The organism is Thiobacillus sp. (genome assembly GCF_018780105.1).
Classification (GTDB): Bacteria; Pseudomonadota; Gammaproteobacteria; order Burkholderiales; family Thiobacillaceae; genus Thiobacillus.
On sequence record NZ_JADMKC010000004.1, the window covers coordinates 205167 to 227958 of the forward strand.

A 22792-nucleotide genomic window follows, 5' to 3' on the forward strand; every position below is an offset into this window, starting at 1 on the left:
CTTGTTGCCGCGGAGAGCGGCATGGATAATGAGCTGGCCGAAACATTTTCCATTTTAACGAATGTCACCGCTATTGCTGGTTACTTTATGCGTAAGCGCGCTCTATGGCTGGGTGGCCTGGCGCCTGCAGCGCACGCCGCCGTTCAAGATGGCTTGCGTGGCGCTGCCGCTGGCCTTGTTCGCACATGGCGCACTGATTTATCAATCCGTGCTGGGGCAGGGCGATATCCGGCTGGGATTCGGCAATTCCCTGTCGACGATCCTGTGGTTGACGGCGCTTACCTACTGGCTGTCCAGCAAGGGCACGCCGCTGGCGCGGATCCAGTCCTGGGTGAGCGGGCTGGCAGCCCTGTCCGTGCTGGGAATGCTGGTGTTTACAGAGGCCCATGTCATCCCGAGTTCACAGGCACTGAGCTTGCGCATGCATCTGGTGGTGTCGTTTCTGGCGTATGGCTTGCTGGCGGTGGCGGCATTGCACGCAGTGCTGATGACCATGCTGGAAAAACAATTGCATCGGGGCGGCATGCTGCAGAACGGCGCCCCGCCTTTGCTGACACTGGAAGCGATGCTGTTCAGGACTATCGGTATCGGTTTTGCCTTGTTGACGCTGTCGGTGTTCAGCGGCGTGTTCTTTTCCGAGGAATTGTTCGGGAAGCCCGTGCAGATTTCCCACAAAACCGTTTTTGCGATTCTGTCCTGGCTGGTATTCGGCGGATTGTTGCTGGGGCGGCATTTTCGCGGCTGGCGCGGACGCACGGCCCTGATCTGGACGATTACCGGCTTCACGCTGCTGTTGCTGGCCTATCTGGGGACGCAATTTGTGCTGGAAGTCATCCTCCGGCGTTGAGGCCATTCTGATTGGATAGCATTGCCACCAGCACGCTGTTTGCCGTGCTTGCCGTTTTACTGCTGAGCTCGGCCTTTTTTTCGGCATCCGAGACCGCGATGATGGCGATCAATCGCTATCGATTGCGCCATGCTGCAGATACCGGCCATCGTGGGGCCATGCGGGCGCAGGCCCTGCTCGATCGAACCGACAAGCTGCTGGGCGTGATCCTGCTCGGCAACAACCTGGTCAATGCGGCCTCGGGTACGCTGACGACGGTGCTGGCGATCCGGCTGTTCGGCGACGGTGAGGTGGCGCTGATGCTGGCGACCCTGCTGCTGACTTTCCTGATTCTGGTATTCAGTGAAGTGACGCCCAAGGTGCTGGGCGCAGCGTTTCCCGAGCGTGTCGCCTATCCGGCGACCTGGCTTCTGACGCCGCTGCTGAAGCTGGCGTATCCGGTGGTGTGGTTCGTCAATCTGTTTGTACAGGGCATTCTGCAGCTGTTGCGGATCAAGCAACCGGAGCCAGGGCAGGGCAATAGCCTGGGGCTGGAGGAGTTGCGCACCATCGTGCTGGAGTCGTCCGGCCGGATGCCGCGCGAACACCACCGGATCCTGATGAACATGCTGGAGCTGGAAGACATCACGGTGGACGACGTGATGACGCCGCGCAACCAGATCGAGGCGATCGACATCGAGGATGATCCCGAGCGGCTGCGCCAGCAGATTTCCACCAGCCATCACACCCGCCTGATCGTGCAGCAAGGTTCGCAGGACACCTTGCTCGGGGTGCTGCATGTGCGCCGGGTGCTGCATGCGCTGACCGGCGAGGAGCTCAACCCCGAGACGCTGAAGGAAAATCTGGAAGCGCCGTATTTCGTCCCGGCGGGAACGCCGCTGTTCACCCAGTTGCGCAATTTTCAGCAAGGCCGTCGCCGGCTGGCGCTGGTGGTGGATGAATACGGCGAACTGCAGGGTCTGGTGACGCTGGAAGACCTGCTCGAGGAAATGGTCGGCGAATTCACCACGCAGGCGCCTTCGGACATGGGCTACTTGCGGCGCGAGGCGGACGGCAGCTGGCTGGCCGAGGGAAGCGTGCTACTGCGTCATTTGAATCGCACTCTGGGCCTGGCGCTGCCGTTGGATGGTCCGAAAACCCTGAACGGCCTGTTGCTTGAGCAGTTCGAGGACATTCCCGAGGTGGGGGTGAGCCTGAAACTGGGCGATGTGCCGGTGGAGATCGTGCAAACGCAGGATCGGGCCGTCAAGATGGCACGCATTTACCTGCCGGCGCCAGATGCCGGAAGCGCCTCAACTTAAGCCTATCATTGCCGTTATAGCCTGTGATTCGCTATCGGCGGCCTGGCCGGTGCGGGCATTAATCTGACTCAGGACTTTTTGGAATCGAGCTATGGCCGATGCGTCTATCTCCAACAATTTAACCGGTCTGGCGCGCGCCATGGTCAACAACGGCTGGCTGTCCGAGGCCGAGGCCGATGGCGTTGGCAAGCGCGCCAGCCAGGCAGGCGAGTCTTTCGTAACCGAACTCATCAAGGGCAAGCGTTACAAGGCCGACCAGATCGCTGAATTTGCCGCGACCTCGTTCGGGTTTCCCTATCTCGACTTGAACGCCATGGACCCCGACAGCCTGCCGCAGGGGCTGCTCGATGACAAGCTGGTGCAGAAACGTCGGGTAATCGCGTTGTATCAGCGTGGCAACAAACTGTATGTCGCCACCTCTGACCCGACCCACCTGCAGGCGCTGGATGAAGTGAAATTCCAGACCAACCAGTCGGTGGAGCCGGTGGTGGTAGAAGACGACAAGCTCGCCAAGCTGATCAAGCTGGTAAGTGACGCGGCAGACAACACCATGGCGGTGATGAATGCAGAAGACCTGAATCTCGATTTTGTCGATGAGGAAGCCTCTGCCGCGCAGCAGGATGCGCCCGGCATCGAGATCGACGATGCACCTGTGGTGCGTTACCTGCAAAAAATCATGCTCGATGCGATCAACGCCGGGGCGTCCGACATCCATTTCGAGCCCTACGAAAAGTATTACCGCATCCGTTACCGGCGCGACGGCATTCTGGCCGAAGTGGCGCAGCCGCCGATGGCGATCAAGGACAAGGTCGCGTCGCGCATCAAGGTGCTGTCGCGGCTGGATATTTCGGAAAAACGCGTGCCGCAGGACGGCCGGATGAAAATGGTGTTGTCGAAAAGTCGGGCCATCGACTTTCGGGTCAGCACTTTGCCGACGTTGTATGGCGAAAAGATCGTCATGCGTATTCTCGATCCGACCAGCGCACAGCTCGGCATCGAGGCGCTGGGATATGAACCCTTCCAGAAGGAATTGCTGCTGAACGCGGTGCAGCGCCCCTATGGCATGGTGCTGGTGACCGGCCCGACGGGCTCCGGTAAAACGGTATCGCTCTACACCTGTCTGAATATTCTCAACAAGCCCGACGTGAATATTTCGACGGCGGAAGACCCGGCTGAAATCCAGTTGCCGGGCATCAATCAGGTCAACGTCAATGACAAGGCCGGGCTGACCTTCTCGGCGGCATTGAAGTCGTTCTTGCGGCAGGATCCCGACGTCATCATGGTCGGCGAGATCCGTGACCTGGAAACGGCGGATATTGCGATCAAGGCTGCGCAAACCGGCCACATGGTGATGTCCACCCTGCATACCAACGATGCGCCGGGTACGTTGACCCGTCTGCTCAACATGGGCGTGGCGCCATTCAACGTAGCGTCTTCCGTCATCCTGATTACCGCTCAGCGTCTGGCGCGCAAATTGTGTTCGTGCAAGCAGCCGACCGATCTGCCGCGTGAGGCGATGCTGGATGCCGGGTTTACTGAAGACCAGCTGGACGGCAGCTGGCGGCCCTACAAGCCTGTTGGCTGCGATATTTGCGGCGGTACCGGTTACAAGGGACGTCTTGGTATCTACCAGGTGATGCCCATCACCGACGCCATGACCCGAATCATCCTCAAGGGAGGCGATGAATCCGATATTGCCGATCAGGCGCGTCTCGAAGGCGTGGTCGATTTGCGGCAGGCTGGGTTGTTGAAAGTAAAAGCCGGGCTGACCTCGTTGGAAGAGGTCGAGGCCGTCACCAATCTTTAAGGAACACTTTTATGGCAACAGCGGCGAAAGCAGTAGCAGCAAAAGCAAAAGCAGCGAACAAGGATGCCACCTATCTGTGGGAGGGCATGGACAAACGCGGCAAGAAGGTCAAGGGCCAGATGCAGGCCGGCGGCGAGGCGGTGGTCAGTACGCTGCTTCGCAAGCAGGGCATTACGGTTGCCAAGATCAAGAAACAGAGCACTTTGTTCAGTGGCGCAAAGAAGGTCACCGACAAGGACATCACCCTGTTCACCCGTCAGTTGGCGACCATGATGAAAGCCGGCGTGCCCTTGCTGCAGGCATTCGAAATTGTGGGGCGCGGCCATTCCAACCCTTCGGTACAACGCTTGCTGGCCGAAATCAAGGCGGATATCGAAAAGGGCAGCAGCCTCACTCAGGCTTTCGGCCGCCATCCCCTGTATTTCGACGCCTTGTACTGCAATCTTGTGGGGGCAGGCGAGTCGGCCGGTATTCTTGAAGCCGTGCTGGATCGCCTGGCGGTGTACAAGGAAAAAATCCTCGCCATCAAGAGCAAGATCAAGTCGGCGCTGTTTTATCCAATCTCCATCATTGTGGTGGCCTTTGTCATTACCGCGGTCATCATGATTTTCGTGATCCCGGCGTTCAAGGATCTGTTCAGCAGTTTTGGCGCGGATTTGCCCGGCCCGACACTGGTGGTGATGGCGATGTCGGACTTCTTCGTCCAGTGGTGGTGGGTGATCTTTGGCGGCATCGGCGGCGGCATCTACTTTTTGCTGCAGGCCTGGAAGCGCTCGCGCAAGGTGCAGATGTTCATGGACCGCGTCTTGCTCAAACTGCCCATTTTTGGGGCGGTGATCGAGAAGGCCACCATCGCACGCTGGACCCGCACCCTGGCCACCATGTTCTCGGCAGGTGTGCCGCTGGTTGAAGCGCTTGAGTCGGTGGGCGGTGCCTCGGGCAATCAGGTGTACGTCGAGGCCACGCAAAAGATCAAGGCTGAAGTGTCGACCGGTACGGCCTTGACCGTGGCAATGCAGAACACCGAACTGTTCCCCAATATGGTCTTGCAGATGGCGGCGATCGGCGAGGAATCCGGTTCGCTGGACTCCATGCTCAACAAGGTCGCCGACTTTTACGAAGCCGAAGTGGACGATGCGGTCGCGGCCCTGTCGAGCCTGATGGAGCCCATCATCATGGTTGTGCTGGGCACGCTGATCGGCGGCATGGTGATTGCCATGTATCTGCCGATCTTCAAGATGGGTTCGGTTGTGTGATGGCGATGCTGTTGTCGGAGCCAGCCCTGTTCGCAGGGCTGGTTTTTTTATTCAGCCTGCTGGTCGGCAGTTTCCTCAATGTCGTCATTCATCGGCTGCCGAAGATGATGGAAACCGAGTGGCACGCGCAATGCGCCGAGTTGCGCGGCGAAACGCCGGCGGCGTCCCCGCCTTACAACCTTGCGCTTCCCCGTTCGGCATGCCCGCATTGCGGCCACCAGGTCACGGCACTGGAAAATATTCCCGTGCTGTCGTGGCTGTGGTTGCGTGGGCGCTGTTCTTCGTGCGCGGCGCCAATCGGCGCCCGTTATCCGCTGGTGGAGCTGCTCACCGCACTGTTGTCGGCGGCCGCCGCCTGGAAATGGGGGCTGAGTGTGCAGACCGGCGGCGCGCTGCTGCTGATCTGGACGCTGGTTGCACTGGCGTTCATCGACCTGGATACCACTCTGTTGCCGGACAGCCTGACCCAGCCGCTGTTGTGGCTGGGTCTGCTGTTCAATTTGAATGGCACCTACACCAGTTTGCCGGACGCGGTCATGGGCGCCGTGGCGGGCTATCTGGTGCTGTGGTCGGTGTACTGGCTGTTCAAGCTGGCCACTGGCAAGGAAGGCATGGGATACGGTGATTTCAAGCTGCTGGCCGCGCTGGGGGCGTGGCTGGGATGGCAGATGCTGCCAGTCACCCTGCTGTTGTCATCGGTGCTCGGGGCGGCTGTCGGCATTGCCATGATCGTGCTGGTGAAGCATGACCGCCGCGTGCCGATCCCGTTCGGCCCTTACCTGGCGGGGGGCGGCCTGGTCGCGTTGTTCTTCGGCGCCGATTTGACACAGGCCTATCTCGGCCAAATCTGATGTTTGTGGTGGCACTGACCGGCGGCATCGGATCGGGCAAATCGACGGTTGCCGATGCCTTCGCGGCGCTGGGGGTGCCGGTCATCGACACGGATGTCATCGCGCGCGAATTGACCGCACCTGGCGGCGCTGCGCTGAATCCGGTGCGTGAGGTGTTTGGTGACGCAGTGATGCAGCCGGACGGTACGCTTGATCGTGCCGCTTTGCGCCAGCGGGTGTTTTCCGATACCGAGGCTCGTCTTCGACTTGAAGCCATTCTGCATCCGCTGATTCGGCGGGGCGTCGAACAGGCCTTGTCCGGGCTGGCTGCGCGCTATGCATTGATCGTGGTTCCGCTGCTGGTTGAAACGGGCGCTTACCGCGATGTGCTCCAGCGCATTCTGGTGGTGGACTGCCCCGAATCGACCCAGGTCGAGCGGGTGATGGCGCGCAGCGGGCTCGCGCGCGAAGAGGTGGGGACGATCCTGGCAGCGCAGGCGACACGGGCAGAACGCCTGGCGATTGCCGACGACGTGATTGCCAATACCGCCACGCCGGAAGACTTGCGTGCCATGGTCGCGGCCCTGCATCAGCGCTATCTGGCGCTTGCGGCGGCCGCGTCGCCTTGATTTTTCACTCGGATCGGCGACAATCGGCCGATTCAAACCTGTGCGTCGCGGCGTGATCCATTACGAATATCCCTTGAGTGAACGCATCCGCACCCTGTTGCGGCTGGAAGACCTGTTCGACCGCTTCGATGCCTATGCCAGTTCACCCGATTCGCACGCTCACCATGCCGCGCTGCTGACCCTGTTCGAGCTGGCGGAAGTGGCTGCGCGCGCCGACCTCAAGTCGGATCTGTTGCAGGAACTGGATCGGCAGAAAAACGTCCTGACTGCATTGCGCGGCAATCCGCACGTGCAGGACAGCACCCTGGAACAGGTGCTGGCGTCGATCGAATCCACCCACCAGAAAATGTATCAGACCCCCGGCAAGGTCGGCATGCACTTGCGCGAAGACGAATGGTTGATGGCGATCAAGCAGCGCGCTGCGATACCCGGCGGCATGAGCGAGTTCGACCTGCCGTCCTACCATTACTGGCAGCACCGCCCGGCCGAAGAACGCATGCAGCAATTGCGGCGCTGGCTATTGCCGTTCGCGACCATCCATTCGGCGATCGATATCGTGCTGGGACTGCTGCGCGACAGCGGTCAGCCCGAGTTGCAGCATGTGGACAACGGCAGCTACCAGCGCATGCTGGAATCGCGCAATCCGCTGCTGATCCGCGTCACCCTCACCGACAGCCTGCCGTGCGTGCCGGAAATTTCCGCCAATAAATACATGCTCAACATCCGCTTTGTTCAGGCGGGGGTTGGGCAGATGCGCACCTGCTCCGATCTGGCGATCGATTTCGACCTGACCTTCTGCACGCTATGAAAATACCGGTGGTGAATTGCCCGACCTGCAACGCGCCGGTTGCGTGGATAGCCGAGAACCGCTGGAAGCCGTTTTGCAGCGAGCGTTGCAAGTTGATCGACCTGGGGCAGTGGGCGACCGGGAAGTATCGCGTGCCGGCCGAAGAACAGGAGCCGGAGGAAGAACCGCCGCTCCCGCAGTAAGCCGCAGACCTTATTCCATTTCCAGATTGAAAATCTCTTTGTCGGCTTCACCTTGCCGTGCTACAGCACTGTCTGTGGCTCGCCTTCGCGATCTTTTCAACTTGGAAATGGAATTACTGCTTTATTTCTTGTAGGTCTTGACGCCGCTGGCGGTGCCCAGCAGCAACACATCCGCGCCACGCCGCGCAAACAGGCCATTGGTAACCACGCCGACGATGTGATTGATCGCGGTTTCCAGCGACACCGGGTCGACGATCGACAGGCCGTGCACATCGAGAATGAGGTTGCCGTTGTCGGTGGTGAAGCCCTCGCGCAGGCGCGGTTGGCCGCCGAGCTTCACCAGTTCGCGCGCCACATACGAGCGCGCCATCGGGATCACCTCGACTGGCAGCGGGAACTGGCCCATCACCCCGACCAGCTTGCTTTCATCGGCGATGCAGATGAACTGCTTGCTGCAGGCCGCGACGATTTTTTCGCGCGTCAGCGCGCCGCCGCCGCCCTTGATCATGGCGAAGTGTTCGGTGATTTCATCGGCGCCGTCGACGTAGATTTCGAGTTCGCCCACGCTGTTGAGGTCGAGCACCTGGATGCCGTGGCTTTTCAGGCGCGTGGCGGTGGCTTCCGAGCTGGCGACGGCGCCGTCGATGCGGCCCTTCACTGCGGCCAGCGCGTCGATGAAATAGTTGGCGGTCGAGCCGGTGCCGACGCCGATGATGCCGCCGCGGGCATACTCCACTGCAGCACGTGCTACAGCCTGTTTCATTTCGTCTTGGGTCATTTTGGTTTCGTCTATTTGAATTCAGCCCGCTAAGATAGCGGCATCGCTGCCTTTTTTCAAACCATCGCCATGAGCCAACCCGACGATTACCTCGAACGCATCCTCACTTCGCGCGTCTACGACGTCGCGGTGGAATCGCCGCTCGATCCCGCCCACAACCTGTCGCGGCGGCTTGGCAACACGGTCTTGCTGAAGCGTGAAGACCTGCAGCCGGTGTTCTCGTTCAAATGTCGCGGCGCTTACAACAAGATGGCGCGTCTGAGCAGTGCTCAGCTGGCGCGCGGCGTGGTCGCAGCCTCGGCCGGCAACCACGCGCAGGGGGTGGCGCTGGCGGCGCAGAAGCTGGGTGTGTCGGCCACCATCGTGATGCCGGCCACCACGCCGAAAATCAAGGTCGATGCGGTGTTGGCGCGCAACGCGCAGGTGGTATTGCATGGCGACAGTTACGACGATGCATACACGCATGCCATGCAGTTTGCCAAGGAGGCCAAGGCCACGTTCGTGCATCCTTACGACGACCCCGATGTCATCGCGGGGCAGGGCACGGTGGCGATGGAATTGCTGCGCCAGCATCCGGGGCCGATCCATTCGGTCTACATTCCGGTCGGCGGCGGCGGGCTGATCGCCGGCATGGCGGCGTATATCAAACGCCTGCGGCCGGACATCCGCATCGTCGGCGTCGAGCCCGAGGACGCCGACGCCATGGCGCGCTCGCTGGAAGCCGGCGAACGCGTCACGCTGTCGCGCGTGGGCATTTTTGCCGACGGCGTGGCGGTGAAGCTGGTCGGCAAGGAAACCTTCCGGCTGACCCAGCTGTACGTGGATGAAATCATCCGCGTGAACAACGACGCCATCTGCGCGGCAATCAAGGATGTGTTCGAAGATACCCGTTCGATCCTGGAGCCGGCGGGCGCGCTGTCGATCGCCGGGATGAAGGCAGCCATCGCCAGCGGCAAGCTCAAGGGCAAGACCCTGGTTGCGGTGGCGTCCGGCGCCAACATGAATTTCGACCGTTTGCGTCATATCGCCGAGCGCGCCGAGCTGGGGGAAAAGCGCGAAGCCGTGCTGGCCGTCACCATTCCGGAAACGCCGGGCAGCTTCAAAACGTTTTGCAGTTTGCTGGGCGCGCGCAACATCACCGAGTTCAACTACCGCTTCTCCGACCCCAAAATCGCGCGCGTGTTTGTCGGCCTGTCGGTGCCGGGTGCGGGCGAGGGCAAGCGGGTGGTCGAACTGCTCAAGCGCCACGGCATCGACGCGCTCGATCTCTCCGACAATGAAATGGCCAAGTTGCACATTCGCCATCTGGTGGGCGGGCGCGCGCCTGATGCGGTCAACGAAGTGCTGTACCGCTTCGAGTTTCCCGAGCGCCCCGGCGCGCTGATGCGCTTTCTCGAAAGCATGAGCCAAGGCTGGAACATCAGCCTGTTCCATTACCGCAACCATGGCGCAGACCATGGTCGCGTGCTGGTGGGCATCCAGGTGCCGGACAAGGAAAAGCCCAGCTTCCAGAAGTTTCTGGACGGGCTGGGCTACCGCTACTGGGACGAGTCCGGCAATCCGGCCTACAAACTGTTTCTGGCCTGATTACTTCTTGTTGGTGCCGCAGGTGTTCATGCCGAGCAGCGGATAGACCGGGCAGAACTTGAACAGGCCGGTGGCGAGCGGGACGACGCCGATCCAGGCCCACGCCGGGCCGCCCATCAAGGCCCAGGCAATGAGGGCGAGGCCGGCCAGAATCCGGATGATGCGATCGGTACTACCAACGTTGCATGACATGGTGTGCTCCTTAAAGGGAAGGGGGACCTCAGTGAGGTGCCCCCACTTTAGAGAGAGATGACGTACCGGTCTGTGATGTTCGTCACCAAGCCGGGTCAGGCTTCAGCCTGCAGCCGAACGGGGTCGGTGACGTCGATGCGGCCACGCGCCAGTTTGAGGCAGCCAGCATCTTCCAGCTTCTTCAACGCCCGGCTCACTGCCTCGCGACTGGCGCCGATCTGCGCAGCCAGCTTTTCGTGGGTGATCTCCAGATGGTCCTCCGGAACTGACAGCATCAGCGCCGCGATCCGCCGCGTCAGCGAACGAAACGCCACCTCTTCCACCCGCTGCATCATCTGCGCCAGCCGTTCGGCAAAGCGGCCGAACACATAGCGGCGAAACGGCGCGTGGCTGGCGATCAGGGTGTCGAACAGGTCATGCGGCAATATCGCCAGCACGACGTCGGAAAGCGCCTGGCCGCGCGCCGGATAAGCAGCCTCGCCGAGCAGGCAACTGGTGCTGACGATGCAGGACCCGCCCGGATGAATGCGATACAACTCGATTTCGTGGCCATCCGGCGTGCTGCGCATCACCTGGACCTCGCCCGAAACCAGCAGCGGGAAACCCTGGCAAGCGTCGCCCGCCGCAAACAGCACGGCTTCACGCGGCATCTGCACCCACTGGAGGGTGCGCGTCAGTCGCGCCTGCAGCGTGCGATCAAGCCCCAGCAAGACCGGGAACAAGGTGCGCAAGGCGGCGTGCTCAAGCAGGTGGGGCTCAGAGGGAGGCGGCATGGTGCGGCGTGGGCGTCGAGCGGTTGACCGCCACAATATCGTGAATTGCTTCGGACGACGAGGTCGCGCGAAGGTGATTCGAGAGGTGGGGGTGGGGAAGCCGCCATCTGCATGGCAGCGGCTTGCCGCACGGGGCCGAATGGCGCTTGCGCCCGCGACCCCGTCCGGACGGGGCGACGCTCAGGGATGCGCGTGTGCGTGGTCGGAGTCGACGTCGAGCGGCCACAGCTGGTGCGCATCCAGCTTCAGCCGGGCATTCGCCGCCAGCGCATCGAGCTGCGTCTGCTGCGCTGCCAACTGGCCTTCCAGTGCGAGGCGACGGTTGAGCAGCGCCTGGTCCAGACTGCCTTCGCCCAGTTCGTAGGCGCGCGCCGTCAGTCGCGCGGATTCGGCCAGCGCTTGCGCGGCCTGCTGCGCCTGCTCCCAGTTCGCCACCTGGGCGAGGGCGGTTTCGTAATCCGTGCGCGCATCCGCACGCAGGCGCTGCTCCAGCCGGATCGCCGCGTCGCGCGCCGTAACAGCGAGTTGCTCGGCGGCCTGCTGGTCGGTTCGCCGCGCGCCGCCGGGCAGGGTGAAACCGAGTCCCAGCCCCAGCACGTGCTCGTTGCCGCCCATCTCGTTGCGATAGAACACACCCACGGTGGGATCCACGCTGCGCTGTCCGGCGAGCTTGCGCGCTTCGGCCTGCAGTACGTCGGCCTGACGCCGGGCGCGGAACAGCTCATGGTTGTGTTCAAGCACCGTGCTGACGTAGGTCTCGGCCGACCCGCCAAAGCCGGGCGGCGGGGGCGGAGGCAACGTCGCATCCGCCGTCAGCGGCAGTCCGGGGAACTGCGCCAGCAGGCGATTGCGTGCCTGCAGCAGGCGCGTGGCAGCCTGCTGCTGTTGCAGCCGGATCTGCGCCAGCGCGGCGTCGGCGGCGACGCGTCCGGAATGCGCTGCTTCGCCCAGGCGGATGCGCGCATTCACGCTGGCAAGCTGCTGCTCGGCGAGCTGGCGCTGCGCCTGCCACAGGGCCGATTGGCTGGACTGGTTCAGCCAGTCGAACCACAGCGTCAGCAGTTGCCGCCCGGATTCGTGCAGCGCTTCGCCCAGGCTGGCAGCGGCGCGGGCGTCGAGCGCGCCGGCCAGCGCGCGGTCGGCCTCGGCGCGCCCCGGCATGCGGAGCGGGCGCGACAGCGCCACGCCCCACTCGGCGAAGTTGTCGGACGGCGTGGACTGGATGCGGCGCTGGTCGACTTCCGCGTCCAGTCGCCACTCCTCGCGGCCTTGCTGCAGACTCTGCCCGCGCAGCGCCTGCGCGGCGGATTCTCCGCGTGCCTGCGCCACGCTGGGCGAGGCCCACAGCGCAGTTTCGGCCGCTTTGGGGTCGGGCAGGTAATCGGCCGTTGCAGGGACGGCAAACGCCCATGCCAGCGCCAGACTCAGTGTGCGGACGGCGTTTGCCAGCTTGAATTGTGGGATGGCGAAGCGATGAACAGCGTTCATGGCCGTTCTCCTTTCAGAATGAATTGGCGGTAAAGCAGCGGCAGCATCACCAGCGTGAGCAGGGTGGCGCTGACCAGACCGCCGATGACGACGATGGCGAGCGGGCGCTGGATTTCGGAGCCGGGTCCGGTCGCGAACAGCAGCGGCACCAGACCGAAGGCGGCGATACTCGCGGTCATCAGCACCGGGCGCAGCCGTCGCAGCGCACCGTCGCGCACCACGGCGTCGCCGTGCAGTCCCTGCCCGCGCAGCTGGTTGAAGTGGCTGACCAGCACCACGCCGTTCAGTACCGCGATGCCCAGCAGCGCGATGAAGCCGACCGAAGCGGGCACCGACAGATACTCGCCCGACGCCGCCAGCGCGAAGATGCCGCCGATCAGCGCCAGCGGTACGTTCATCATCACCAGCAGCGCCTGTTTCGCGTTGCCGAAGGTGACGTAGAGCAGAAAGCCGATCAGCAGCAGCGCCACCGGCACCACGATCATCAGGCGCTTCGCGGCACGCTGCTGGTTCTCGAACTGGCCGCCCCAGGTGAGGCTGTAGCCGGGCGGCAGCTTGACCTGCGCGGCCACGGCGGCTTTCGCATCCTCGACGAAGCTGACCAGGTCGCGCCCGGCGACGTTGCTCTGCACCACGGTGAATCGTGCGGCGTTTTCGCGCTTCACCGCCACCGGGCCGTTGGTGCGCTTGAGATGCGCCACCTGGTCGAGGCTGATCTCGCGGCCGTCCGCCAGGGTCAGGCGGATCGCCTGCAACGCGTCGGGCGACTCGCGCAGGCCCTGCGGGCCGCGCAGTTGCAGCGGAATGCGCCGGCCCTGCTGCGAGATCGTGCCGATGACCTCGCCCTCGAGTTGCGTGCGCAGCAGCATGGCGATGTCGTCGGCGGACAGGCCGAAACGGGCGGCCGCATTGCGGTCGACTTCCGCCTGCAGATACTGCACGCCCGCGTTCTGCTGGGTATAGACATCGGACGCGCCGGGGATTTTTCCGACCACGCTGAAAATCTCGCCGGTCAGCCGGTTGAGCGTGGCGAGGTCGGGACCGAAAATCTTGATCGCGATGTCGCCGCGCGAGCCGGTGAGCATTTCCGACACCCGCATGTCGATCGGCTGGGTGAAGGTGTAGGCGATGCCGGGGAAGCCTTCGACCACTTTGCGGATTTCGCCGGTCAGCCATTCCTTGTCCGGCTTGCGCCACTCGGCCATCGGCTTCAGCACCAGAAACGTATCGGTGTCGTTCAGCCCCATCGGATCGAGTCCGAGTTCATCGGCGCCGGCGCGGGCAACAATACGGCGGATCTCCGGGATCTGCTTCAACAGGGCCTGCTGCACCCGCGTGTCCTGCGCCACCGCCTCTTCCAGGCTGATAGACGGCAGCTTTTCCAGCTGCACCAGGATGTCGCCCTCGTCCATGGTCGGCATGAAGGTCTTGCCGATCAGCGGATACACGGCGACCGCCGCCAGCATCAGCACACCGGCGGTGAGGTAGACGATTTTCGGCTTGGCCAGCGCGCGGTCCAGCATCGGCGTGTACAGGCCTTGCGCCTTGCGCAACAGCCACGGATCTTCATGCGCGCCCCGCTTCAGCAGCAGCGAGGCCAGCACCGGGATCACGGTCAGCGCCAGCAGCAGGGACGCGGCCAGCGCGAACACGATGGTCAGCGCGACCGGCGCGAACAGCTTGCCCTCCAGCCCTTCCAGCGTCAGCAGCGGCAGGAACACGATGGCAATGATGACGATGCCCGAGGTCACCGGGCTGGCGACTTCCTGCGTCGCCCACAGCACGCGTTGCAGCGGCGTTTCGCTGGTGTCCTCCGGATCGTGCGCCAGATGCGCAACGATGTTTTCCACCACCACCACCGCCGCATCGACCAGCAGGCCGATGGCGATGGCGAGACCGCCCAGGCTCATCAGGTTGGCCGACAAACCGGACTGGCGCATCAGCACGAACGTCGCCAGCACCGACAGCGGCAAAATCAAGGCCACCACGATGGCCGCGCGCAGATTGCCGAGGAACAGCAACAGCAGGATCACCACCAGCACCGCCGCTTCGAGCAGCGCCTTGCTGACGGTGCCGACCGCACGGTCGACCAGTTGCGCGCGGTCGTAGAAGGTCGAGATCGTCACGCCCTTGGGCAGGGTGGCCTGAATGTCTTCCAGTTTCGCCTTGACGTTCTTGATCAGCTCGCCCGCGTTGACGCCTTTCAGCCCGATCACCAGGCCTTCCACCGCCTCGCCTTTGCCGTTCTGCGTGACTGCGCCGTAACGCGTCATTTCGCCCAGTTCCACCTGCGCGACATCGCCGACGGTGACGACCACGCCATCGATCGCCTTGATGCCGATGCGGCGCAGGTCGTCGAGCGAGGTCACGCCGCCGTTGACCCGTACCACCCAGGTTTCCTCGCCTTCGTTGACGCGTCCGGCGCCGTCGTTGCGGGTGTTGGTTTCTAGCGCCATGCGCAAGTCGTCATAGGTGACGCCGCGCGCGGCCAGCGCGGTGGGATCGGGACTGACCGAGAAAGTGGCCACGCGCCCGCCTAGCGTATTGACGTCGGCCACGCCGGGAATCGCTCTTAACTGCGGCCGCACCGTCCAGTCGAGCAGGGTGCGCTTTTCCGCCAGCGACAGCGGCCCCTCGATGGTGAACATGAAGAGCTCGGACAATGGCGTGGAAATCGGCGCCAGGCCGCCCGATACGTTGGCGGGCAGGTCGCCTTTCACATTGGCGAAGCGCTCGGCCACCTGCTGGCGCGCCCAGTAGATGTCGGTGCCTTCGGCGAAATCGACGGTGATGTCGGCTAGCGCGTTCTTCGACAGGCTGCGCAGGATGGTCTGTTTCGGAATGCCCAGCAGTTCGGTTTCAACCGGCTGGGCGATGCGTGCCTCGACTTCTTCCGGCGTCATGCCCGGGGCTTTCAGGATCAGCTTGACCTGCGTCGTCGAGACATCGGGGAAGGCGTCGATGGGGATTTGCTGGAACGCGCGCACGCCCAGCCCGGCCAGCAGCAGCGCCAGGGCAAGTATGAACCAGCGCCGCGCCAGCGCGGTTTCGATCAGGATATTCAACATGGATTACTCTCCCAGCCATTGCGCTTTGAGCGCCGCCACGCCCTTGACGGCGACGCGGCTGCCGGCGGCAAGTCCGCCGACCTCTGCCACACGGGCGTTCTGGCGAACCAGCCTGACCGGCGTCGGGGTGAACCCCTGCGCGGTCTCGACGAATACATAGGCGGCGTTGAGCTTCCACACCAGTGCGGCGCTGGGCACGCTCAGCGCCTGCGCAGACTGCAGACCCGCCAGGGAGGCTTGCACTGACTGACCCGGGCGCAGCAGGCCTTGTGGGTCGGCGAGGCTGGCGCGCGCCAGCACGCTTTGCGACGCGTTGAGCTGCGGCAGCAGGGCGTTGATGCGGCCACTGGCAGTACTGTCCGCCACCGTCACCGCCTGTCCCACAACTACCTGGCGCGCCTGCGCCGTCGACAGCGGGATTTCGAGCGCGAGCTTCGACAAGTCGGCGATTTTCAGCAGCGCCATCCCGGCATCGACCCGTTCGCCCGGCCCGGCGGCGCTGTCCAGCACCACCCCGGCGATCGGCGCGGTCAAGGTGATCGTGCTGCCGGATACCTTGCCTGTGCCCAGCAGCGTCATTGCCGTTTGGGCCGCCGCCAGACTGGCGCTGGCCGACTGCGCGTCGGCTTGCGTCATGCGCAGGCGCGATTCGGCGATCAGGCCTTCGGCGAACAGCTTCTGGTCGCGTGCCGCATTGCCGCTGGCGAGTTGTGATTTCAGCCGTGCCTGGGTCAGCGCGTTCTGCGCGTCGGCCAGTCCCGGCATCGACAGGGCCACCAGTGGCGCGCCGCGTTTGACTGTGTCGCCAGCCTGTACATGGAGTTGCGTCACCAGCCCCGCACCGGCGGCGGCGACGACACGCACGCTGGCGGGCGGCAGCGTTACCCGCGCCGGATAAGTCAGCGCCGGGCTGGCGGTTCCGCTGGCTGCAGCCGCGGTGACGATGCCTAGATTGGTTTTTTGCGCTGCGGTGAGCGGCAGGGTGTCAGCCGCCAGCGCGGCGTGGGTAGTGAACAGCGCCCAGACAAGAACGGGGGCAATACGGAATGGTGTGGTCATGCGTGATCTCCAAAAACAGACAACAGGCGCGCAGCAATGCGCGCCGCGATGGACGATCAGGCAGCCGGCGGGGCGAGGGCGAGGGGGAGGGTGTGGTCGGGCGGAAGGAAGCGCGGGGGCGGCGCCGGCAGACCGGCACCGGGGGTGGCCTGCGGAGCGATGCGCGGCAGCGTCAGGCGGCTGGCCGGCAGCGCGGCCTCCGCCACATCCAGGATCAGGAGGGGCGACGGTCTGCCATCGGCTACGTCGACTTCGGCACCGTGGTCAGCGTTGGCGGTGGCGTGCCAGGTGGCGTCGGTGGGCATGTCCTGATGCACATGCAGAAATCCCGAATGACTCAGTTGCACCGCACCCGCATGGGCGTGGATGAACGGCATCATCGCCTGCAGGGCGATGAAGAACCAGAGCATCAGGGAGCGGTTGATTCGGTGGGGCAAGTCAGTCTCGGCAGGTGGAAAAAAGTACGTTGCGTGGATACGGCGGGCAGTTTACGACGACACGCGTCGGTCAGACGTTACCACTTCGTAACACGGAACGAGGGCTATTCGCTGACGGCCGAACACCAGGAAAGTTCCGCTCGGCAAGAATTATTTTTCCATGTCGCCCGGCACGCGCCACGCTTTTTTCTGCTTGTTGCTGCGTGTTAACCTCGATCCATGATCAAAATTATTTACGCTTTGCTCCTCAGCCTGCTGACGGCGCTGCCAGCGTGGGCCGACGCAGGCGATGCGGCGGTGGAGCGCGCACGCGCCGCCTACACCGCGCGGCAGGTGGCCGGTCTCGAACGCGCCGCGGCCAACGTGCCCCCCGAACATGTGCTGATGCCGTATGTCGAATACTGGCGTTTGATGCTGACGGGCCGCAGCGATGAAGCCCGCGTGGCCGATTTTCTGGCGCGTTATCCGGGCAGCCGCGTGGCCGAGCTGGTACGCAGCGACTGGCTCAAGTCGCTGGGCGTGCGTTCCTCCTGGGCACAATATCTGGCGGCGTATCCCGCTCTGCAGAAGCCGGATGTGGGGCATCGCTGCTATGCCTACCGTGCAGAATGGGCGCAGGGCAACCGCAGCCAGGCGCGCGAGGCGGTGGCCTTGTGGTTCAGCGGACGCGACCTGCCGAATGCCTGCGATCCCCTGTTCAGCCAGCTGATGGAAGCCGGGTTCATCAACGAGGAGGATGTGTGGCGGCGCATGCGGCTGGCACTGGAGGCGGGCAATATCCGGGTTGCGCAGGCGGTGTCCCGTTCCCTGCCGGAAGCGCAGCGACCCGCACCGAGCGTATTCGATCAGGCGGCGCGCGATCCGGCACGCCTGCTGAGCAATGGCAAACGGGATCTCGGGCAGCGCGGCGAGCGCGAGCTGGCCCTGTATGCGCTGGGCCAGGTCGCAAAAAACAACTCCCGTGCGGCCGAGTCTGCATTGCAGAAAGTGGCGCCGAAGCTGAGCGAGGCCGAGCAGCAGGTCGCCTGGGCGCGGCTTGCCAGCTGGGCGGCGCGTCGCCATGAGCCGGTCGCGCTCGCCTGGTATCAGCAGGCGGGTGACGTTGCCGTGACTGATTTTCAGCGCGAATGGTGGGTACGCGCAGCCTTGCGCGAGGGCGACTGGAAAACCGTGCAGCGGGTGATCGAAAGCATGGCCGAGTCGTCCCGCGCGCAGCCGGTCTGGCGCTACTGGCGCGCACGCGCGCTGCAGGCCAACGGCCAGCGGCAGGCGGCGAACGCGATTTTCCTGTCGTTATCGCGCGAGCATCACTATTACGGTCAGCTGGCGCAGGAAGAATTGGGGCCGGTGATCGCGGCCCCGCAGATCAATGTCAAAACCGGCGGCGAGAATGTGGCGGCGATTGCACGCACACCCGGCATTGCGCGGGCGCAGGCACTGTATGCGCTCGACCTGCGCAGCGATGCCGCACTGGAGTGGAACTGGGCGATCCAGGATTTTTCCGACACCCAACTGCTGGCCGCAGCCGAGCTGGCGCGGCAGATGGCGTGGTACGACCGGGCCATCAATACCGCCGAACGTACACGTGAGCTGCACGACTTCGAGTTGCGTTTTCTGGCGCCGTATCGCGAACTGGCGCAGCAGGCCGCCCGCGACAACCAGATCGACGAAGCCTGGGTGTTCGGCTTGATGCGACAGGAAAGCCGCTTCATCAACGTCGCTCGTTCCAATGTGGGTGCGGCCGGTCTGATGCAGGTCATGCCCGCCACCGCGCGCTGGATTGCGCAGCGGTTGGGGATCAAGGGCTTCGACACTCGCGAGATGCAGGATCCCGCGCGCAATATCCAGTTCGGCGCCTACTATCTGAAGCATGTGCAGACCAGTCTCGATGGCTCGCCGGTGCTCGCCACCGCCGCCTACAACGCCGGCCCGGGACGGGCGCAGCGCTGGCGCAGCAGCCAGCAGATGGAGGCCGCGGTCTACATCGAGTCGATTCCGTTCGCCGAAACCCGCGATTACGTCAAAAAGGTGATGAGCAACGCCATGTATTACGCCCAGCGCTTCGGCCAGCCGTCGGTGCTGCTGAAAGACCGGCTGGGCGTGGTGCCGTCGCGCAAGACCGCAGTAGCTGCCGAGCCTGCCGATGCGTCCGCCGAGGACGAATAGCGCGCAATGCAGGCGTTCCGAGTTAAAATCAGGATCGCCTTATATACAGATAACCCCAAATAATCATGAAGATCGAACGCATTTGCATATTGGGGGGCTCCGGTTTTGTCGGCTCCCATCTCGTCAGTCAGCTCGCCGCCCGCGGCCTCAAGGTGCGCGTCCTGAGCCACCGCCGCGAAATGGCCAAGGAACTGATCCTGCTGCCCACTGTAGAAGTGATCGAGGCCGACGTGCACGACCAGCAGGACCTGATCCGCAACTTCCGCGGCATGGATGCCGTGATCAATCTGGTCGGCATCCTGCACGAAAACCGGATCGGCCGCGTCGACCTGCCGAGCGCACGCCGCGGCGATTTCCATCAGACCCATATCGAACTGACCCGCAAGGTAATCCATGCCTGCGGCGAAGCGGGCGTCCACCGCCTGCTGCACATGAGCGCACTCGGCGCCCATCCCAACTCGCGTTCGGCCTATCAGCGCTCCAAGGGCGTGGCCGAATTCCTGGTACGCGAATCCGGCGTCCACCATATCGAACACGAAAACTGGTATCTCAACGGCCCCAAGCTGATTCACGGCTACGGACTCAACGTGACCGTTTTCCGCCCGTCGGTCATTTTTGGCCGTGGCGATTCCTTCCTCAACATGTTCGCCGGCCTGCTCAAGTCTTTCCCGGTTTTGCCGCTGGCCAATGCCGCAGCACGCTTTGCACCGGTGCATGTCGACGACGTCGCCCGCGCCTTTGCCGACAGCCTCGACAACACCGCGACCTACGGCCAGACCTACGACCTGTGCGGCCCCAAGGCCTACAGCCTGAAAGAGCTGGTGAACTACGTCGGCGAAATCATCGGCAAGAAACGCAGCCTGATTCCGCTGGGCAATTTCGCATCCTTCCTGCAGGCCTGGGCGCTGGAGTTCAAGCCCGGCAGAAAGCTGATGACGCGCGACAACCACTACGCCATGTGCACCGACAACGTCTGCAAGGGCGGCTGGCCGGACGTGTTCGGCTTCCAGCCCGTCGCGCTCGAAGCGATCGCGCCCGAATACCTCCGCGACGATTCGCCGCGCGCGCGTTACGACGCCTACCGTGAAGGCGCCCGCCGCTAGCCATTCATGCAAACCGTATACGAGGCGTCGAATGCGGTTGAAGCCCATATTCTCCAGGGCTATCTTGAGCAGGAAGGTATCGCTGTCCAGATCGTCGGCGCCTATCTGCAAGGCGGGGTAGGCGAGCTGCCGGCGCACGGACTGGTGCGCTTGCTGGCGGACGAAGCGAATTTCGACCGAGCGCGCGCAGCGATCCAGCGGTGGGAGGCGGCCAGCCCGTCATGAAAACCTATATCGTTGGCGGCGCAGTGCGCGACCGTTTGCTGGGTCTGCCCGTGGTCGATCGCGATTACGTGGTCGTCGGCGCCACCCCCGAACAGATGGTGGCGCTGGGGTATCAGCCGGTGGGCAAGGACTTCCCGGTTTTCCTGCATCCCGAATCCCATGCCGAATACGCGCTGGCGCGCACCGAGCGCAAGTCCGGCAAAGGCTACAAGGGATTCACCGTGCATGCCGCGCCCGATGTCACGCTGGAGCAGGATCTGTCGCGGCGCGATCTCACCATCAACGCGATGGCCGAGGACGCCAACGGCAAGCTGGTCGACCCGTACGGCGGGCAGCGCGATCTGGCGGCGAAAGTCTTTCGCCACGTCAGCGCCGCCTTCGCCGAAGACCCGGTGCGCATCCTGCGGCTGGCGCGCTTTGCCGCGCGCTTCACCGATTTCAGGGTGGCGCAGGAAACCCAGGCGCTGATGCAGCAGATGGTGGCCGCAGGCGAGATCGACGCACTGGTGCCCGAGCGCGTGTGGCAGGAAATCGCGCGCGGCCTGATGGAGGCGCAACCGTCGCGCATGTTCCAGGCGCTGCGCGATTGCGGCGCGCTGGCGCGGCTGTTTCCCGAAATAGACTGCCTGTTCGGCGTGCCGCAGCCGCCCGCCCATCATCCCGAAATCGACACCGGCATCCATGTCATGCTCGTCGTCGACTGGGCCGCCGCTCAGGGCTACAGCCTGCCTGTGCGCTTTGCCGCACTGACCCACGACCTCGGCAAGGGGGCGACGCCGCCCGAACTGTGGCCGAAGCATCACGGTCACGAAGCCAAAAGCGTCGAACGGGTGCGCGAATTGTGCGAACGCGTGCGCGTACCGGCCGATTGCCGCGATCTGGCTGTTGCGGTCGCGCGCGATCACGGCAACGTGCACCGTGCGCAAGAACTGCGCGCCGCCACGGTGATCGAATTGCTCGAACGCGTCGACGCATTTCGCCGCCCGCAACGCTTCACCGAGTTTTTACAAGCTTGCGAATGCGATTTCCGCGGCCGTCCGGGGTATGAGACACGCGCGTACCCCGCGCCCGCCTATTTGATGCAGGCGTTTGCGGTCGCCCGCGCAGTCGATGCCGGGGAAGTGGCTCGGGCGGCCGCGCCCGACAAGGTGCGCGAAGCGGTGTTCCGTGCGCGCGCGGCAGCTGTCGAGGCCTGGAAACTGACGCTGTGAGCTGACGTCAGTATCTTCAGCGCGTGCAAACCGGGTTCAGTCGTCGCGGTCATGGCCGTGCCCCCGACCATGGCCCCGTCCGCGATGATCGTCGTCGCGGTCGCGGTGATGATGGCGCCCCCCGCCATGCCAGTCGTGGCGCGCGGGGTAGTACTGCACGCGATGCGGCGGGTAATACGGCGCCGGTACGATCACCGGGGCGCGGTAGTAGACCGGCGCCACCGGCGCGTAATAGCCCCCGCTCTGGTAATAGAAATTGAATCCACTGAGCGGCGCGCCGATGGAAACGGCGACGCTGGGCTCGCTGACAATGACGCGGCTGCCGTGGCCGCCGGCGTAATAACCACCTGAGGCGAGTGCGGCGAGCGGGGTGGCGAGAAGTACGGCGGCAAGTAATGAGGTGCGTAACATGATGGGTTTCCTTTCAGGAGTGAGGACGGGGCGCGGCTAAATCAGCTGCGGTCGTCCTGGTGCCAGCGCTTGTCGCGCTGGTCCTGCGCGATGCGGTAGCTCACGTTGAGGGTGAGATAGTTGCCCGGGTCGTAGGGCAGGCGGGCACTGAATTCGCGACCGTTGAAACGGTAACGCACGTCGTATCCGGCCAGCACCTGACGGTAGTTGTCCTGGACGCTGCAGCGTTCCACTTGAACCGGGCGCGATTCGGTGACCACGCCGCTGTTCCAGCGGTCGCCCACCACCGCGCCGGTGGCCGCGCCAACGGCGGCTGCGGCGACCTTGCCGTTGCCCTTGCCGACCGTCGAGCCGATCAGGCCGCCCGCGATGGCGCCGAGCACAGCCCCGCCGGGATTGGGGGCCGCGCGCCAGGTTTGCGTCTCATGGCCGCTGGTTTCGGTCCAGCATTGCTTGCGCGGTTCGTTGATGGTTTCGTACACCGGCACGCTGGCGACGACCTTGGCGCGCACGGTCATTTCGTCGTCGGCGCGGCGGTCGGCCAGGGCGCTGCCGCTGGCTGCGAGCAGTGCGGCGATCAGGGTCGTGTTGAAAATGCGTGTACTCATGCTGACTCTCCTTGAGTGAAGCGGTG

Annotated in this window: 22 protein-coding genes; 13 read left to right on the forward strand and 9 right to left on the reverse strand. The window is 63.8% G+C overall.

Features of this window, described 5'->3' with window-relative positions; all coding sequences use genetic code 11:
* The first annotated feature begins 73 nt into the window (after nucleotides 1-73).
* The 8 genes from IV098_RS04095 (at nucleotide 74) to IV098_RS04130 (ending at nucleotide 7660) form a co-directional block, all read left to right on the forward strand.
* Nucleotides 74-847 carry an inner membrane protein YpjD gene (locus IV098_RS04095; protein WP_296886538.1) on the forward strand — a complete coding sequence of 258 codons (774 nt, stop codon included), beginning with the start codon at nucleotides 74-76 and terminating at the stop codon, nucleotides 845-847.
* 11 nt (nucleotides 848-858) lie between these two features.
* Nucleotides 859-2148 carry an HlyC/CorC family transporter gene (locus IV098_RS04100; protein ID WP_296886539.1) on the forward strand — a complete coding sequence of 430 codons (1290 nt, stop codon included), beginning with the start codon at nucleotides 859-861 and terminating at the stop codon, nucleotides 2146-2148.
* 91 nt (nucleotides 2149-2239) lie between these two features.
* Nucleotides 2240-3955 carry a type IV-A pilus assembly ATPase PilB gene (gene pilB / locus IV098_RS04105; RefSeq protein WP_296886540.1) on the forward strand — a complete coding sequence of 572 codons (1716 nt, stop codon included), beginning with the start codon at nucleotides 2240-2242 and terminating at the stop codon, nucleotides 3953-3955.
* Nucleotides 3956-3966: 11 nt separating this feature from the next.
* On the forward strand, nucleotides 3967-5211 hold the full coding sequence (locus IV098_RS04110) for a type II secretion system F family protein (protein ID WP_296886541.1): 1245 nt from the start codon (nucleotides 3967-3969) through the stop codon (nucleotides 5209-5211).
* Nucleotides 5211-6062, forward strand: coding sequence for an A24 family peptidase (locus IV098_RS04115; RefSeq protein WP_296886542.1), 852 nt, complete (start codon nucleotides 5211-5213; stop codon nucleotides 6060-6062). Before IV098_RS04110 ends, IV098_RS04115 begins: the two co-directional genes overlap by 1 nt.
* The gene (gene coaE / locus IV098_RS04120) at nucleotides 6062-6670 is read left to right on the forward strand and encodes a dephospho-CoA kinase (RefSeq protein WP_296886543.1); all 609 of its coding nucleotides are present in this window, start codon (nucleotides 6062-6064) and stop codon (nucleotides 6668-6670) included. Before IV098_RS04115 ends, coaE begins: the two co-directional genes overlap by 1 nt.
* A 73-nt stretch (nucleotides 6671-6743) precedes the next feature.
* Entirely contained in the window at nucleotides 6744-7478 is a 735-nt protein-coding gene (gene zapD, locus IV098_RS04125; RefSeq protein ID WP_296886544.1) for a cell division protein ZapD, read from the forward strand.
* Nucleotides 7475-7660, forward strand: a complete 186-nt coding sequence (locus IV098_RS04130; protein ID WP_296886545.1) for a DNA gyrase inhibitor YacG — start codon at nucleotides 7475-7477, stop codon at nucleotides 7658-7660. The genes zapD and IV098_RS04130 overlap by 4 nt, the downstream gene beginning before the upstream one ends.
* Nucleotides 7661-7781: 121 nt before the next feature.
* Here the strand turns inward: IV098_RS04130 and rpiA are convergent, their stop codons facing one another.
* Nucleotides 7782-8438, reverse strand: a complete 657-nt coding sequence (gene rpiA, locus IV098_RS04135) for a ribose-5-phosphate isomerase RpiA (protein ID WP_296886546.1) — start codon at nucleotides 8436-8438, stop codon at nucleotides 7782-7784.
* Nucleotides 8439-8507: 69 nt separating this feature from the next.
* On the opposite strand from rpiA, the gene ilvA reads away from it, so the two are divergent.
* On the forward strand, nucleotides 8508-10025 hold the full coding sequence (gene ilvA, locus IV098_RS04140) for a threonine ammonia-lyase, biosynthetic (protein ID WP_296886547.1): 1518 nt from the start codon (nucleotides 8508-8510) through the stop codon (nucleotides 10023-10025).
* Here the strand turns inward: ilvA and IV098_RS04145 are convergent, their stop codons facing one another.
* The 6 genes from IV098_RS04145 to IV098_RS04170 form a co-directional block, all read right to left on the reverse strand.
* Nucleotides 10026-10217 (reverse strand): DUF2892 domain-containing protein, encoded by a 192-nt coding sequence (locus tag IV098_RS04145; RefSeq protein WP_296886548.1) that lies wholly within the window; start codon nucleotides 10215-10217, stop codon nucleotides 10026-10028.
* A 95-nt stretch (nucleotides 10218-10312) separates the two neighbouring features.
* A complete protein-coding gene (locus tag IV098_RS04150) occupies nucleotides 10313-10990 on the reverse strand; it encodes a Crp/Fnr family transcriptional regulator (protein ID WP_296886549.1) in 678 nt (225 codons plus the stop codon).
* A gap of 180 nt (nucleotides 10991-11170) precedes the next feature.
* Nucleotides 11171-12478, reverse strand: a complete 1308-nt coding sequence (locus IV098_RS04155; RefSeq protein ID WP_296886550.1) for a TolC family protein — start codon at nucleotides 12476-12478, stop codon at nucleotides 11171-11173.
* Nucleotides 12475-15546 carry a CusA/CzcA family heavy metal efflux RND transporter gene (locus tag IV098_RS04160; RefSeq protein WP_296886551.1) on the reverse strand — a complete coding sequence of 1024 codons (3072 nt, stop codon included), beginning with the start codon at nucleotides 15544-15546 and terminating at the stop codon, nucleotides 12475-12477. The genes IV098_RS04155 and IV098_RS04160 overlap by 4 nt, the downstream gene beginning before the upstream one ends.
* A 3-nt stretch (nucleotides 15547-15549) precedes the next feature.
* Entirely contained in the window at nucleotides 15550-16605 is a 1056-nt protein-coding gene (locus IV098_RS04165; RefSeq protein ID WP_296886552.1) for an efflux RND transporter periplasmic adaptor subunit, read from the reverse strand.
* Nucleotides 16606-16661: 56 nt separating this feature from the next.
* The gene (locus tag IV098_RS04170; protein ID WP_296886553.1) at nucleotides 16662-17042 is read right to left on the reverse strand and encodes a hypothetical protein; all 381 of its coding nucleotides are present in this window, start codon (nucleotides 17040-17042) and stop codon (nucleotides 16662-16664) included.
* Nucleotides 17043-17261: 219 nt separating this feature from the next.
* Between IV098_RS04170 and IV098_RS04175 the strand changes: the two genes are divergently transcribed.
* The 4 genes from IV098_RS04175 (at nucleotide 17262) to IV098_RS04190 (ending at nucleotide 21747) form a co-directional block, all read left to right on the forward strand.
* Nucleotides 17262-19208, forward strand: coding sequence for a transglycosylase SLT domain-containing protein (locus tag IV098_RS04175; RefSeq protein ID WP_296886554.1), 1947 nt, complete (start codon nucleotides 17262-17264; stop codon nucleotides 19206-19208).
* 65 nt (nucleotides 19209-19273) lie between these two features.
* Nucleotides 19274-20311, forward strand: coding sequence for a complex I NDUFA9 subunit family protein (locus IV098_RS04180; RefSeq protein WP_296886555.1), 1038 nt, complete (start codon nucleotides 19274-19276; stop codon nucleotides 20309-20311).
* Between the two features lie 6 nt (nucleotides 20312-20317).
* Nucleotides 20318-20536: a DUF2007 domain-containing protein gene (locus IV098_RS04185; protein ID WP_296886556.1), complete on the forward strand. Its 219-nt coding sequence runs from the start codon at nucleotides 20318-20320 to the stop codon at nucleotides 20534-20536.
* The gene (locus IV098_RS04190) at nucleotides 20533-21747 is read left to right on the forward strand and encodes a multifunctional CCA addition/repair protein (RefSeq protein WP_296886557.1); all 1215 of its coding nucleotides are present in this window, start codon (nucleotides 20533-20535) and stop codon (nucleotides 21745-21747) included. Before IV098_RS04185 ends, IV098_RS04190 begins: the two co-directional genes overlap by 4 nt.
* 36 nt (nucleotides 21748-21783) lie before the next feature.
* On the opposite strand, the gene IV098_RS04195 is transcribed toward IV098_RS04190, so the two are convergent.
* A complete protein-coding gene (locus IV098_RS04195) occupies nucleotides 21784-22158 on the reverse strand; it encodes a hypothetical protein (RefSeq protein WP_296886558.1) in 375 nt (124 codons plus the stop codon).
* A gap of 41 nt (nucleotides 22159-22199) precedes the next feature.
* On the reverse strand, nucleotides 22200-22766 hold the full coding sequence (locus tag IV098_RS04200; protein ID WP_296886559.1) for a glycine zipper 2TM domain-containing protein: 567 nt from the start codon (nucleotides 22764-22766) through the stop codon (nucleotides 22200-22202).
* Between the last annotated feature and the right edge of the window lie 26 nt (nucleotides 22767-22792).

What these genes read in the sequence shown, in the direction of transcription:
- ilvA (WP_296886547.1), top strand. Translation starts at nt 8,508, where the DNA reads ATGAGCCAACCCGACGATTACCTCGAACGCATCCTCACTTCGCGCGTC.
- IV098_RS04165 (WP_296886552.1), bottom strand. Translation starts at nt 16,605, where the DNA reads ATGACCACACCATTCCGTATTGCCCCCGTTCTTGTCTGGGCGCTGTTC.
- IV098_RS04195 (WP_296886558.1), bottom strand. Translation starts at nt 22,158, where the DNA reads ATGTTACGCACCTCATTACTTGCCGCCGTACTTCTCGCCACCCCGCTC.
- IV098_RS04190 (WP_296886557.1), top strand. Translation starts at nt 20,533, where the DNA reads ATGAAAACCTATATCGTTGGCGGCGCAGTGCGCGACCGTTTGCTGGGT.
- IV098_RS04155 (WP_296886550.1), bottom strand. Translation starts at nt 12,478, where the DNA reads ATGAACGCTGTTCATCGCTTCGCCATCCCACAATTCAAGCTGGCAAAC.
- IV098_RS04110 (WP_296886541.1), top strand. Translation starts at nt 3,967, where the DNA reads ATGGCAACAGCGGCGAAAGCAGTAGCAGCAAAAGCAAAAGCAGCGAAC.
- coaE (WP_296886543.1), top strand. Translation starts at nt 6,062, where the DNA reads ATGTTTGTGGTGGCACTGACCGGCGGCATCGGATCGGGCAAATCGACG.
- IV098_RS04130 (WP_296886545.1), top strand. Translation starts at nt 7,475, where the DNA reads ATGAAAATACCGGTGGTGAATTGCCCGACCTGCAACGCGCCGGTTGCG.
- IV098_RS04200 (WP_296886559.1), bottom strand. Translation starts at nt 22,766, where the DNA reads ATGAGTACACGCATTTTCAACACGACCCTGATCGCCGCACTGCTCGCA.
- IV098_RS04115 (WP_296886542.1), top strand. Translation starts at nt 5,211, where the DNA reads ATGGCGATGCTGTTGTCGGAGCCAGCCCTGTTCGCAGGGCTGGTTTTT.
- IV098_RS04160 (WP_296886551.1), bottom strand. Translation starts at nt 15,546, where the DNA reads ATGTTGAATATCCTGATCGAAACCGCGCTGGCGCGGCGCTGGTTCATA.
- IV098_RS04185 (WP_296886556.1), top strand. Translation starts at nt 20,318, where the DNA reads ATGCAAACCGTATACGAGGCGTCGAATGCGGTTGAAGCCCATATTCTC.
- IV098_RS04180 (WP_296886555.1), top strand. Translation starts at nt 19,274, where the DNA reads ATGAAGATCGAACGCATTTGCATATTGGGGGGCTCCGGTTTTGTCGGC.
- IV098_RS04175 (WP_296886554.1), top strand. Translation starts at nt 17,262, where the DNA reads ATGATCAAAATTATTTACGCTTTGCTCCTCAGCCTGCTGACGGCGCTG.
- rpiA (WP_296886546.1), bottom strand. Translation starts at nt 8,438, where the DNA reads ATGACCCAAGACGAAATGAAACAGGCTGTAGCACGTGCTGCAGTGGAG.
- IV098_RS04145 (WP_296886548.1), bottom strand. Translation starts at nt 10,217, where the DNA reads ATGTCATGCAACGTTGGTAGTACCGATCGCATCATCCGGATTCTGGCC.
- pilB (WP_296886540.1), top strand. Translation starts at nt 2,240, where the DNA reads ATGGCCGATGCGTCTATCTCCAACAATTTAACCGGTCTGGCGCGCGCC.
- IV098_RS04150 (WP_296886549.1), bottom strand. Translation starts at nt 10,990, where the DNA reads ATGCCGCCTCCCTCTGAGCCCCACCTGCTTGAGCACGCCGCCTTGCGC.